The following is a 13,150-nucleotide window of genomic DNA, read 5'->3' as shown; positions in this document are numbered from 1 at the left end:
TCGCTATATCCTTGTGAAAGACAAAAGATTTGTCAGCGAATATAAGGAAAATTTCACCTTTTGGGCTATAGTTCCGGATGGACAGTTTAAGCCAAAATAATTTTTGAGAAGAATCCAGAATATCCCTATTGCACAAAAGTCATTTTGATTGCTGAATGACAGTTACTACAACAGGGAACTTACCTTTGGGCGACGAAGACTTGCCAGTGCTAACGCCAGTCACTTATGTCAGAAAATACTCGCAGAAGTTTGCTTGGAGGAAAACCACCCAGTTTTCAAGAGCAAAGAGCCAGCGCTACAGGCAGGTTGACCGACTTGAGCGGACTACTGGAAGAACCTCTGCAAGTAACTGGCTGCTCCTAGCAACTTCTCTTTGCAGTGCTGGACTCACCGTAAAGGACTGCATTGTCCTGACTCCTGAATTCTTTTTGGTCAGTGGTTGAAGATTATAATTGGGTGTAAGGCATGAATTTGTGGCAGAAGTTAGCTTTAAAGAAGCTCCTCCCTGGGAGTTTTGTTATTTTTAGATGGTTAATTCCATTAGCGCTAGTCTTGAATTTGGCCAGTTGTGGCGAGAAAGCTGTAAGTCAAGAGGTATCCATTGGCTACAAAGAAAAACCTCAACAGATTTCTCAGCAATTTTCAGAAGTATCTCCTCCAGATGTTATTCAAGAACTACGCCCAGCCTTGGAAGTATATCGGCCACAGGTGACGATAGTTACACCGAAACCTGATGAAGTTCTCTCAGGAAACACAGTTACAGTCAGCTTTCAAGTTAAAGATTTACCTATATTTCAAGATCCGCAACTAGAATTAGGGCCTCATCTACATGTAATTATCGACAATCGACCTTATGTAGCTGTTTACGACCTGAATCAGCCTTTGGTTTTACCAGACTTATCCCCTGGTACTCATACCCTGCGCGTATTTGCCTCCCGTCCTTGGCATGAAAGCTTTAAAAATGAAGGCGCTTATGCCCAGACAACATTTCACATTTTTACCAAAACTGATGATAACCAGCCCGATACTACTGTTCCCTTGCTCACTTACAGCCGTCCAAAAGACAATTATGGTGCAGAACCAATTCTGCTGGACTTTTATCTGACTAATGCCCCCCTACACCTTGTTGCCAAGGATAACCCCAACGACGAATTCGGAAATTGGCGCATCCGCTGCACGATAAATGGCGAAAGCTTCGTTCTTGACCGTTGGCAGGCAGTTTATCTTAAAGGTTTCAAGCCTGGAAAAAATTGGGTAAAACTAGAATTTCTGGATAATCAAGGAAAGCCTATCAAAAATGTCTTTAACACCACTGTCAGAGTGATTGACTACCAGCCAAAAGGCAAAGATACTCTGTCGAAAATTGTCAGAGGGGAACTTAAAGCTGAAGATGTGCGTAGCATTGTAGACCAGAATTATACTGCCAAGCAACCTAGTACTGAACCTACGCCTATACCTACTACAACTCCTACTGTGGAGACAACACCACAACCACAGCCTAAGGAAGAACAACCAATTCCTGAAACTCAAGTTCCAGAGATACCGCAAGCACAGCCAACGGAATTACCCCAGCCAGAGATAACGCCGACACCGCAAGCGACAGAATCGCCAAAAACAGTAGTTCCGGAACCTGAAAAACAGAGATTTGGCGGATTTTTTAATAATCGTCCTCGTCCTACACCCCAATCATCGCCCAGTTTACCACCGACGTTACCAGAGGTTATCGAGTCTCCTGTACCAGAAACCACGCCTACACCAGAACCACAGCTAGAAGTAACGCCGACACCGCAAGCGACAGAATCGCCAAAAATAGCAGTTCCCGAACCTGAAAAACAGAGATTCGGTGGATTTTTTAACCGTCGTCCTCGTCCTACACCTCAACCATCGCCTAGCTTACCCCCGACTTTACCAGAGGTTATCGAGTCTCCAGTACCAGAAATCACACCTACACCAGAAACAACATCAGTACCACAGCCAGAGGTAACACTAACACCACAAGCAACAGAATTACCAAAACAAATCAATCCCAAAGCTGAGAAACGGAACTTTAGCGGATTTTTTAACCGTTTCCGTCCCAACGTTCAACCATCCCCTAGCCTACCTCCCACATTACCAGAGGTCATTGAGTCTCCTTTACCAGAAACTACAACTTCACCCTGAAGGTGACGGCTATATTTTTAGCTGAAGATACTCAACTCTAACTTTTGCGATAAAGCTTCAACAAAGGCGATCGCTGCTACCGGATTACCTATATTATCCAAGGCAGGACTGTAAATGGCGATCGCTCCCTCACTTGGTACTATTGCTAAAAGTCCACCCCCAATCCCAGATTTCATCGGCAGACCAATCTTGACAGCAAACTGGGCAGAAGCTTCGTAAAGTCCACAGGTTAACATCACAGCATTGACAATCCGGCGGTGCTGTGAGTTTAAAAAATCATTTTCACAAGCAAGGACTTTTCCCAGCAAAGCTAAATCTTCAACTGTTCCAGATAAACAGCATATTTGCTCGTAAGTGTCAAGAGCAATTTCAAGATGATTGAGATGCCCTGTTTGAGAAAGATAATTGGCGATCGCTAGATTAGCAGGAGAACGCGACGAGCGTACAGAAGCCAACATTGCTTCATCTAACTTGAGTTGACAGCCTGCTAATTGATTTAACCATTGACAGAATAATTGAGTGCGATCGCTACCATTCTTTCCTGGCAACTTATCAGCAAGGGTAATTGCCCCACTATTAATCATGGGATTGCGCGGATATGCTTTATCAGCAACTAGTTGTTCTAGGGAATTGAAAGGTGCATCCGAAGCTTCAACCCCAACCCATTGCAAAACTATTGCAGATCCTAAGTGTTCTAATAAATAAAGCAATGAAAATGGCTTAATAACACTCATCAAAGGAAACACACAAGCTGTATCTCCTTGGCTGTAATTCCTTGATTCACAGCAGATATGAACTGCAAACCAACGACGATTGGCTAATGCTAATTTTGGGATGCGATCGCTAACTTGTCCTAGTTCAGTTTGAGTTTTGGCTAATTGCACCCAAGCTGACAAATCAGTAGTAGTTAGTTTATCAAGTCCTTTCAAAAGTAATATCCACTAATACCATTTCTAGTTTATACGGTTAAAATTGCGCTTTTTAGCTTTAAAATTGTTGGCGTTTTAACTCTTGTATTAAGTAGAAGGCAGGAGGCAGAAGGCAGAAGGCAGAAGGGAAAAGCCAGTTGATAATAGGGTTTCACAGATTGACATTTTACATTTAATTATGTCCACCTACTTAATACTTGACAGCGCTTGTTAGCTTCTCTTGCCAGTTGTCTGAATTGTTTGGCTTGCTCCTAGTTAGTTAAATACAATTGGGATGCTTGTTGTCTGAGTTCAACAGCTTGTTTACTGAGTTCCTTAATACGAGTCTTTAATTCTTTTATTGTTTTCATCTTTTTAATTTCGCTCAGTAGGTTGATAGCGAACTTGGAGTGTTACAAAAGCTTCTATACGTTGTTCTCCAGCAACCACAGGCGTACTAGCTAAATCTGCCGTACTGTTTTGTGCCAAGCTGCTCAATGGCATTGCTACTGGCATCGGTGGACGAGCGCCGTTAATTTGAATGCTGACAATTTCTCGTTGCTTCAGTTCCAAAGCGCCAAGAGCTGCATCTGCTTGAGAACGAGCATCTTTTGAGGCTGCATCGATCGCTTCTTTTTGAGCAGCTGCGATCGCTTCATCTGATGCTACTAATGTTACACCATCAACCCGTGTAGCTCCTGTTTTAACCGCTTCATCCAACAATGTGCCAATTTTTTCTGGAGCAATTTGGAAGCGGACAATGTTGGTTGCAGAATAGCCAGAGATTACTTGCTTGCCACCTTTTTGACTGTAGCGGGGATTGAGACTGATACTAGTGGTTTCTAACTTAGTTACATCCGAATGTGCTTTCAATAAATTAACCACTGCTAGCGATCGCTTGGCAAGTTCCTGTTGCACAAGTGCAGAAGTTTCACCCTGTACCTCCACACCCAAACTGACTTTTGCAGTTGTTCTGGGAATATCCACTGTCCCTCTTCCAGAAACTACAAGTGTTTGAGATTGAAATGTCGTATTTGGCGTGACTTGACTTTGAGCCGCTTGACAACCCACCAAACCTACTAAACAAAAAGCAGGCAGCCATTTTAACGTTTTACCAGAATTAAGTTTAAAACTTGTTAAACAATAGTAAGCCATAAATCTATGAGAAAATTTTTGTGTGTTTCCAATCTGGCATTGAGATGTGTTGGTAGGCGATCGCGTTACAGTTTTGGAAACTCAAACGTTTTTCTTAATTACGAATTACGAATTACGAATTATTATGGCTCCCCGTATCAGAGCGCCAGAATTACCACAAAATTACTCTTGGCTCAATACAGATAAACCTTTATCTATGAAGCAACTCAAAGGTAGAGTTGTAATTTTAGACTTTTGGACGTATTGTTGTATCAACTGTTTGCATGTTCTACCAAAATTAAAATATTTAGAACAGAAATATAAAGATAGTCTCACTGTTATCGGTATCCATTCTGCCAAATTTGACAACGAAAAAGAAAGCGAAAACATCCGCCAAGCTATTCTGCGCTACGATATCGAACATCCGGTTTTAGTTGATATTGGTTTTCGGGTTTGGCAAGAGTATACAGTGCGTGCTTGGCCTACCTTAATAGTTATCGATCCGCAAGGCTACATAGTTGATTACGTTCCTGGAGAAGGTAATCGTGATGCTTTAGATCGGTTAATTCAAGAGTTAATTAGCCAACACTCTGAGAAAGGTACTATTAATTTTCAAGAACTTAGCTTGACTTTAGAAAAACAGCGTCAACCATTAATTACGCCTTTAGCTTTTCCTGGTAAAGTCTTAGCTACTTCAGAGGGTTTGTTCATCGCTGATTCTGGACATCACCGCTTGGTTATGAGTAGTTTTGATGGGGAAATTCTGCATTTAATTGGTACGGGAAAATCTGGTTTAGCTGACGGTAGTTTTAGCGAAGCGCAGTTTTTTGCACCGCAGGGAATGACATTTGATGCAGAAAATCAGATTCTCTACATTGCAGATACAGAAAATCATGCTTTACGGAAAATTGATTTGAAACGTCAAGTTGTAGAAACCATAGCCGGAACGGGCGAACAAAGTCGCAATATCCGGCCACATGGTGGTGCTGGTTTAGAAACCGCGCTTAATTCTCCTTGGGATTTAGTGAAAGTTGGAAATACTTTGTTTATTGCAATGGCAGGGCCGCATCAAATCTGGCAAATGGATTTAGAAACAGGTATCGTCAAAACTTATGCTGGCACTGGTGCAGAAGGTTGTGTTGATGGTTCTCTAACCGAATCTGCCTTTGCTCAACCTAGTGGTATTAGTATCAATGGGCAAGAATTATATATTGCTGACAGTGAAGTAAGTTCAATTCGTGGCGTGGGTTTGGTAGAACCGCAACAAGTACGAACTGTTTGCGGTAGTGGGCAGTTATTTGGCTTTGGCGATGTAGATGGACAAGGTGAAGATGTGTGGTTACAGCATTGTTTAGGAATAGAATACGCTCAGAATTTTCTCTGGATAGCTGATACTTATAATCACAAAATTAAATTAGTGAGTCCCAGCACAGGAAATTGTCAAACAGTTTTGGGAGATGGTTCTGCTGGTTTAGAAGATGGTAAAGGTAAGAATACCCGCTTTTTTGAACCTTCTGGATTGAGTGCAATAGGTTCATATTTATATATAGCTGATACTAATAATCACGCTATCCGTCGTGTAGATTTAAATACGTTTGAGGTTACGACTTTACAATTTCCTAGTTTGTGCGCGCCAGATGTTTGTATTCCACCTAATTTATAAAAGAATTATTTCGCGCAAAGTCGCAAAGAAAGACTCTATGTCTATGCCTGAGATTTTAAAGAGAGATGTTGAGCGATCGCTGGATAAATATTCAAGTTTTAGTATGCTCTATAAATTCAAATAAATATATTTATGAAATTAGTAATTTTTGATATTGATGGTACACTGACCAATACCTACAAAATTGATGAAGATTGTTTTGTAAACGCTTTGAAGTCAGAATTAAAGATTTCTGATATAAATAGAAACTGGGCTGAATACACACATGTTACCGACTCTGGAATTACTCAGCAGATTTTTATAGAAAAATTAGGTCGTATTCCATCAAATGAAGAAGTAGCAAGAATCAAAATACGCTTTGTTAATTTACTTCAAGAAGCATGTAATCATAACCAAGATTTATTTAGCGAAATTTCTGGTTCTGCGAATTTATTAGCCAATTTATGTTTGACTCGTGATTGGTGTGTTGCGATCGCAACTGGTGGATGGCGTGAATCTGCTGAACTGAAGCTGCAAAAAGCAAATTTAAAAATAGAAAGTATACCTTTGGCTTCAGCCGATGATGGAATTTCACGAACTGATATTGTCAATACTGCTATTGTCAAAGCTAAAAATATTTATAAAATTGATAATTTTAAAAAAATTGTTTTTGTCGGTGATGGTACTTGGGACGTAAAAGTAGCCTATCAGCTAAGTATTGCTATGATTGGTATAGGTAGTGGTAAAGTAGCACAGACATTATTAAATGTAGGTGCTACAAAGGTAATTAAAGATTTCACGGACTTAAACTATTTTATAAAAATATTAGAAACAGCAACTATTCCTAAGTAATTTATGAATACTATCCTCCACATTACTCGTAGCCAAGAATGGCGAGAAGCAAAAAATCTTGGTAGCTATCATGCTGATTCTCTAGATAATGAAGGCTTTATTCACTGTTCTAAGTCAACGCAAATTGTCAAAGTTGCAAATAGGTTTTTCTTTAATCAAAAAGACTTGGTATTGCTTTTTATTGACTCCGATCGCGTTAAAGCTGAAATTCGCTATGAAGAGGCTGAGATAGGTGAAGTCTTTCCGCACATTTATGGTGAGTTAAATGTTGATGCTGTCTATAAGGTGATTAACTTTGAACCTGGGGAAGATGGTTTTTTTGAGTTGCCGCAAGAAGTTGTAAATTTGGAATAACGAACCGCAAAGGACACAAAGGACACGAAGTAAGAAAGATGGAAAGTCAGGAATTCAATGTGAGTGAGTATATTAAGCAAATGTCGTTGTTGTTGGATTTGCAATTAAGAGATGAATATCGGGATGGGGTGGTAGCGAATTTTGAGAGAATTAAAGCGATCGCACAAGTAGTAAACTCTTTTCCCATACCAGAAGAAATCGAAGTCGCACCAGTGTTTGAACCATGAATGATGCTGTATCAATAGCAAATGCTGTGTGTAAAGGTAAAGTTAGCGCACTGGAAGTTACTAAAGCTGCATTAGCAACAATCGCAGCCAGAAATAATGAACTCAACTGTTTTACAACTGTAACTGCGGAAACGGCTTTGGCAGATGCAGCACGAATAGATAAAGAAATAGCTGTTGGTAATAATCCTGGTGTGTTGGCTGGTGTACCTTTTGCTGTCAAAAACCTCTTCGATATTGCTGGTTTGACAACTCTGGCGGGAGCGAAAATTAACGCAGAAAATCCCCCAGCAACTCAAGATGCAACAGCTGTAACTAAGTTGAAACAAGCGGGTGCTGTGTTGGTTGGTGCTTTAAATATGGATGAGTACGCCTATGGGTTTGTAACGGAAAACTCTCATTACGGTGCTACTCGCAATCCCCACGATTTGCAGCGGGTAGCAGGCGGTTCTTCGGGTGGTTCGGCTGCGGCGGTTGCTGCTGGGTTAGTACCGCTAACATTAGGTTCTGATACTAACGGTTCAATTCGCGTTCCCGCGGCTTTGTGTGGTGTTTTTGGTTTGAAACCAACTTACGGAAGGTTATCTCGTGCTGGTGCAGCTTTATTTTCTAGCAGTTTTGACCACATTGGGCCCTTTACTGGTTCGGTGCGGGATATCGCTACGGTGTTTGATGCGCTTCAGGGTGAAGACGATCGCGATCTAGTTTGCACAAAGCGTCCTCTGGAATTATGTTTACCACAACTCAATCGAGATATCTCTGGTATCAGAATTGCGATCGCTGATGATTACTTTCTCATAGGTGCAGAACCGGAAGCATTGGCAGCAGTACAACAGGTAGCGGATGCTTTGAATGTAACTGAGTATGTGACGATACCAGAAGCACACCGCGCCCGTGCAGCCGCCTTTGTGATTACAGCTAGCGAGGGGGCAAATCTGCATTTCGAGAAACTGCGATCGCGTCCCCAAGATTTCGATCCAGCTACACGCGATCGCTTTTTGGCGGGGGCGTTAATTCCGAGTAATTGGTATTTGCAAGCACAACGGTTTAGAAGATGGTATTGCGATCGCGTCCGCGAACTTTTTCAAAATGTGGATGTAATTATTGCCCCAACTACACCAATTTCAGCACCACTAATTGGACAACAAACCATGATTTTAGATGGTGAAGAAATTCTCATCCGTCCTCATTTAGGTTTATTCACTCAGCCATTATCTTTTATCGGCTTACCTGTGTTATCAGTACCAGTTCAGCGCCCGAATGCCCTACCTCTAGGCGTACAATTAATAGCTGCACCCTATAATGAAGCGTTGATTTTACAAGTTGCAGCAGTGCTAGAAGCAAAAAGTGTAGTTTCAGTAAATAAGACTTTGTAGGATAGAAATAAAGTAGCAACTATGGTAAGGAAAGGATTCATTTACCAATCTTTTGCACCAATGCTGCTGAACGGGCTGTAGCACCTTTCAATTCAGCTTCAACAAGACTATCTAGTTCTAATTGCTGCTTTGGAGACAGTGTTTGTCCTCGATCGCGTGCTGTTCGCCAAAGATTCATCAACTCGGATAAACGCTTTTGCTGTTCGGCACTGAAAAACCAGTCAGGACGAAAACTTTGAATCACCAACAGAGTATTTAATTCGTCATCTTCCATTTGGGCAGTCAAAGCATCTAGTGCTTCACCAGCCGTTCTACCTGTTGATTGTTTATCACCTGCGATCGCCCGATAAATCTTACCTCCACTCGCATCCGATACTGGCAGGATCGCTACTGTGGTCATGTCTTTACCTCAGAGCTTGTTGCTTAATCATTATAAATGGTTCAACTTTAGACAATAATTTGTAGTCTTAACTCTATGCGGATAACGCTTATTCTTTTAATTAATCTCAGTCACACGATTGATTTTAATACAGGAGTTTACTTTGCTCGGTAAAGCATAGTTACTATTTGTAGAAGAAGCGTTATCTAAGCAGGTATGAGGTATGGTGCGATTAAAACCGTGGCAGTGGGTAGTATTAGCAATCCCGATCGCCTCCATCATCACTTTCTTATTAATATCGGCAGGCTTACAAATCCATGAGTGGGGCATTAATTGGATTTGGGGTGTATTTACTCTTGTATTTGTGGGCTGGCGTTGGCTGCTAGTGAGATGGACTCAACCTGGAGTCAGGGAGGTGGAGGCTGCACTGGCAGAGGTGAGAGAAGAACTGGAATCTGCCACAGACAATGCAATCGGATTACCAGGGGGAAGCGATCGCACTCAACAAGCCCAAGCCGCGCTTCAAGAAATTCTCAAAACCGCAGCGAACGATCGCCCTATTTGGGAAGATTGGCAAACTTTTTGGACGCGATGCCAAGATTTAGTCGTAGCGATCGCTCGGATCTACAATCCTGAAGTTCAATATCCCTTACTCAATATCTACGTTCCCCAAGCTTACGGATTGATTCGCGGAACCGTAGATGACCTAGATCAGTGGATGCAGAAGTTATCGCCTGCTCTCAATCAAGTCACGGTTGGACAAGCATACCAAGCATACGAGGTATACCAGAAGTTAGAACCATCTGCTCGTAAAATCTGGCAAGCCTGGAACTGGGCGCAGTGGCTGCTAAATCCGGTGGCGGCTGTTGCTAATCGAGCTACCAAAGGTACAAGCAATCGCGCCACTCAGCAATTGTTAGGAAATTTGGGCCAACTGCTCAGAGAAGCTGCTTTAAGAAACTTGTGTCGGCAAGCGATCGCTCTTTACGGCAGTAGTACGCTACCAATTTCTGCAACTGCTGTTTCAACACCAAAACAACCCAAAGTCAAAACTCAAACACTGCGAGACATCCTCACTCAAGCCGAACCAGCCGCAGCGGTTGAGCAAAAACCCGTTAATATTCTGTTGGCAGGGCGAACGGGATCGGGAAAAAGCAGTTTGATTAACACTTTGTTTCAAGCGGATAAAGCAGTTGTTGATGTTTTGCCCAGTACCGAAAAAATTCAAAGTTACCAGTGGCAAACCCAATCTGGAGAAACTTTAACGCTTTGGGACACTCCAGGTTACGAACAAGTCAACCGTGGAGATTTGGGAAAATTGGTGCTTGACTATGCCACAAATACCGATTTACTAGTGTTGGTCACTCCTGCTCTTGACCCTGCTTTACAAATGGATGTGGACTTTCTCAAAGATATTAAGGCGGAAGTTAGCGAATTAAGCGCGATCGCTGTCGTTACTCAAGTAGATCGTTTGCGTCCTATCCGCGAATGGCAACCACCTTATGATTGGGAATGGGGCGATCGCCCAAAGGAAATTGCAATTCGGGAAGCTACCGAATATCGCGCCAAACAGTTAGATTTTTGTAATCTGGTTCTACCTGTTGTCACGGGAGACTCAAAAACAGGACGAGTTGCCTGGGGAATAGAAGCACTATCTTTGGGACTAGTAGATGCGATCGCTCCAGCTAAACAACTGCGACTGGCTCGTTTTTTACGAAACTTGGAAGCCCGCACCGTTGCAGCAGCCAAAATTATCGATCGTTACACGTTTCAGATGGCAACTACACAAGGACTGACAGCACTGCTTAAAAGTCCCGTCCTTCAGTTTATTTCTACGCTATCAACTGGTTCTCCAGCCCTAGCATATCTCCTAGCAGAGCAAATTCCTGTGGAACAGTTGCCTGTTGTAATTGGCAAACTCCAGATGGCTTATGAACTTTTTTCGCTATTAAATACTGGCGACTCCAAAACGCTCAATTTTGACCTGCTAACCCTCTGGCCGTTGTTGTTAGAAAATCCTGCTTCACCCGATCGCAACGCTTGGGCATTTGGTCATGCTTTAGTAGAATACTGGACTCAGAATCTAAAGGTCGAACAACTCCGAGAACGGTTTGAGTACTACTTGAAGCAAGTATAAGCTAAAACAAATTTAATACAGCGTTTTTCAGGTAAATGAAGTACAGGCGTAGGGGCGCTGTTACGTTCGCCCTTACATCCCTATTTGCATCATTTATAAAGTGAAATGGTACGAGTCCCAATCGAAACCCTATATTACATCATCACTGGTAAATCACTTACAATTAAAAATTCTCCGCGTCCCCCTTCGGGTTCGGAAGTTTGGACTCGACGGAAACCGCCAAGACTCCAACTTCCTCACCGCGTCTCCCCTTCTTTGCGTCGCTCTTATCGTAACTATTTAGGTGGATATGATATTACCTAAGAATTAAACGATTAGGCTTGTTGTATTCCTGAACGACCATCTTCAACCACAAATGAAGCGCGTTTACTAATCGTCCCATCTGGGATTGTAACCTTTGACACAACCATATAGTCTGTCTTCCAAGTTGTGGGAGTTAGGGAACAGCGAACATATCCCCGTTGACCGTTGTAGAACTTAATGTGTGGGTTGTCAGGTAAGTAAGCTTCAACTGTGGGGTTGCTGTCTGCTCCATCTCCAGCGGAACTAATTGATGTACAAACGAATTCGCTCCCAACTGTAGTAGATTCTGGTTTATTAAAGTCAGCCTTTAAATTCATTGCCCAGTTGGAATGGATATCACCCGATAAGACGACTGGATTCGATGGTTTGCGCTGTTCTAGAAAATGCATTAGGCGATCGCGGGAAGCCAAGTATCCATCCCACTTATCCATGCTGTAAGTTCCGCCTTCTCCTGGCTTAGTGTCAATCTGAGCAACTACAACCTGTTGAGCGATAATATTCCACTTAGTCTGCGATTTATTTAAACCATCATATAGCCAATCTTCCTGACGCTTGCCAGTAATCGTTGCTTTGGGGTCGAAATCCGCTGCACACCGTTCTTTAGTACCATCACCACAAGGCTGATCTGTACGATATTGACGAGTATCTAAGACATGGAAGGTTGCTAAATTCCCGAAATCAAGCCGACGGAAAATTTGTGCATCTGGGCCTTTGGGCTTTGAAAAGGGTCGCAGTGGCATATGCTCGTAGTAAGCTTGATAAGCAGCTGCCCGGCGTTGGAGAAAAACTTGCGGGTCTTGGTCTGGTTCGTTATCAACTTCTGAAATGTCATTGGCGTAGTTGTTTTCTACTTCGTGGTCGTCCCAAGTAACAATCCAGGGAAATGCTCGATGAGCTGCTTGCAGATTAGCATCGGTTTTATAGAGAGCGTGACGGTTGCGGTAATCTTCCAATGTCAAAATTTCTGGACTGTTATGCGGTCTGATTGCTGTTGCTGAAATTCCTCCCTCGTAAATGTAGTCACCAACATGCACTACTAAGTCGAGGTCGTCTTTAGCCAGATATTTGTAAGCTGTATAATACCCTTGCTGGTAGTTTTGGCAAGAAACAAGAGCAAAGTTTAATTTACTGAAATAGCTATTTGCAAAAGGAGCTGTACGAGTGCGACCAATTGGGCTAGCATCTTGACCGACATTAAACCGATACCAATACCAAGTATCAGATTGCAGTCCTTCTACCACAACTCGAACTGAGTGAGCTAATTGTGGGGTTGCAAGTACAGTACCTCTGGAGACAATACGCCTCATATTGGCATCGCTTGCCACTTCCCAGTGAATTGGCACATTCACCGGTGGCATTCCCCCGCCGTTTAAGGGTTCGGGAGCTAGACGAGTCCAGATTACCACGCTTGTCGGATCGGGTTCGCCCGACGCTACACCCAAGGTAAAGGGATAATTGGAAAATCTAGTTTTGGCGATCGCCTTTTGATGAGAAAATTGGTTGGCGATCGCTAAACCAGTGAATGCTCCTGCCCCAATAATTAAGTTGCGTCGTTTGATGTGACTGTGCAAAAACTGCTCCAAACTCCGATAATCCACTATTTTATACTCCTGTCTAATAGGTAATTTAAAGTACAGCAACAGCTAACACGAAGAGGGATTGGAAACGCAAACTCAGGAGA

The 13,150-nt window shown here is 42.5% G+C and carries 13 protein-coding genes; 9 read left to right on the top strand and 4 right to left on the bottom strand.

Annotated elements, in window-relative coordinates; all coding sequences use genetic code 11:
* Positions 1-155: 155 nt before the first annotated feature.
* Positions 156-443: a hypothetical protein gene (locus I8752_RS16800; RefSeq protein WP_214433448.1), complete on the top strand. Its 288-nt coding sequence runs from the start codon at positions 156-158 to the stop codon at positions 441-443.
* 22 nt (positions 444-465) lie between these two features.
* Entirely contained in the window at positions 466-2,160 is a 1,695-nt protein-coding gene (locus tag I8752_RS16795) for a hypothetical protein (RefSeq protein ID WP_214433447.1), read from the top strand.
* 17 nt (positions 2,161-2,177) lie between these two features.
* On the opposite strand, the gene I8752_RS16790 is transcribed toward I8752_RS16795, so the two are convergent.
* Positions 2,178-3,089 carry a glutaminase gene (locus I8752_RS16790; protein WP_214433446.1) on the bottom strand — a complete coding sequence of 304 codons (912 nt, stop codon included), beginning with the start codon at positions 3,087-3,089 and terminating at the stop codon, positions 2,178-2,180.
* Between the two features lie 354 nt (positions 3,090-3,443).
* The gene (locus tag I8752_RS16785) at positions 3,444-4,223 is read right to left on the bottom strand and encodes an SIMPL domain-containing protein (RefSeq protein ID WP_214433445.1); all 780 of its coding nucleotides are present in this window, start codon (positions 4,221-4,223) and stop codon (positions 3,444-3,446) included.
* 124 nt (positions 4,224-4,347) lie between these two features.
* Here I8752_RS16785 and I8752_RS16780 point away from each other — a divergent pair, with 124 nt between their 5' ends.
* The 5 genes from I8752_RS16780 (at position 4,348) to I8752_RS16760 (ending at position 8,650) form a co-directional block, all read left to right on the top strand.
* The gene (locus I8752_RS16780; RefSeq protein WP_214433532.1) at positions 4,348-5,865 is read left to right on the top strand and encodes a thioredoxin-like domain-containing protein; all 1,518 of its coding nucleotides are present in this window, start codon (positions 4,348-4,350) and stop codon (positions 5,863-5,865) included.
* Between the two features lie 132 nt (positions 5,866-5,997).
* On the top strand, positions 5,998-6,696 hold the full coding sequence (locus tag I8752_RS16775) for an HAD family hydrolase (RefSeq protein ID WP_214433444.1): 699 nt from the start codon (positions 5,998-6,000) through the stop codon (positions 6,694-6,696).
* Positions 6,697-6,699: 3 nt separating this feature from the next.
* On the top strand, positions 6,700-7,050 hold the full coding sequence (locus I8752_RS16770; RefSeq protein ID WP_214433443.1) for a DUF952 domain-containing protein: 351 nt from the start codon (positions 6,700-6,702) through the stop codon (positions 7,048-7,050).
* Between the two features lie 38 nt (positions 7,051-7,088).
* Positions 7,089-7,277 carry a DUF4089 domain-containing protein gene (locus tag I8752_RS16765; protein WP_214433442.1) on the top strand — a complete coding sequence of 63 codons (189 nt, stop codon included), beginning with the start codon at positions 7,089-7,091 and terminating at the stop codon, positions 7,275-7,277.
* Complete coding sequence (locus I8752_RS16760; protein ID WP_214433441.1) at positions 7,274-8,650, top strand: AtzE family amidohydrolase; 1,377 nt, start codon at positions 7,274-7,276, stop codon at positions 8,648-8,650. The genes I8752_RS16765 and I8752_RS16760 overlap by 4 nt, the downstream gene beginning before the upstream one ends.
* A 37-nt stretch (positions 8,651-8,687) precedes the next feature.
* Here I8752_RS16760 and I8752_RS16755 read toward each other — a convergent pair whose 3' ends face one another.
* Positions 8,688-9,050, bottom strand: coding sequence for a hypothetical protein (locus I8752_RS16755; protein WP_214433440.1), 363 nt, complete (start codon positions 9,048-9,050; stop codon positions 8,688-8,690).
* A 202-nt stretch (positions 9,051-9,252) separates the two neighbouring features.
* On the opposite strand from I8752_RS16755, the gene I8752_RS16750 reads away from it, so the two are divergent.
* Positions 9,253-11,166 (top strand): GTPase family protein, encoded by a 1,914-nt coding sequence (locus I8752_RS16750; protein WP_214433439.1) that lies wholly within the window; start codon positions 9,253-9,255, stop codon positions 11,164-11,166.
* Between the two features lie 105 nt (positions 11,167-11,271).
* Positions 11,272-11,469: a hypothetical protein gene (locus I8752_RS16745; protein WP_214433438.1), complete on the top strand. Its 198-nt coding sequence runs from the start codon at positions 11,272-11,274 to the stop codon at positions 11,467-11,469.
* An 11-nt stretch (positions 11,470-11,480) separates the two neighbouring features.
* Here I8752_RS16745 and I8752_RS16740 read toward each other — a convergent pair whose 3' ends face one another.
* The gene (locus tag I8752_RS16740) at positions 11,481-13,070 is read right to left on the bottom strand and encodes an alkaline phosphatase D family protein (protein ID WP_214433531.1); all 1,590 of its coding nucleotides are present in this window, start codon (positions 13,068-13,070) and stop codon (positions 11,481-11,483) included.
* Between the last annotated feature and the right edge of the window lie 80 nt (positions 13,071-13,150).

This window comes from Dendronalium phyllosphericum CENA369 (genome assembly GCF_016056275.1).
Classification (GTDB): domain Bacteria; phylum Cyanobacteriota; class Cyanobacteriia; order Cyanobacteriales; family Nostocaceae; genus Dendronalium; species Dendronalium phyllosphericum.
This window is presented reverse-complemented; position numbering and strand designations above follow the sequence as displayed.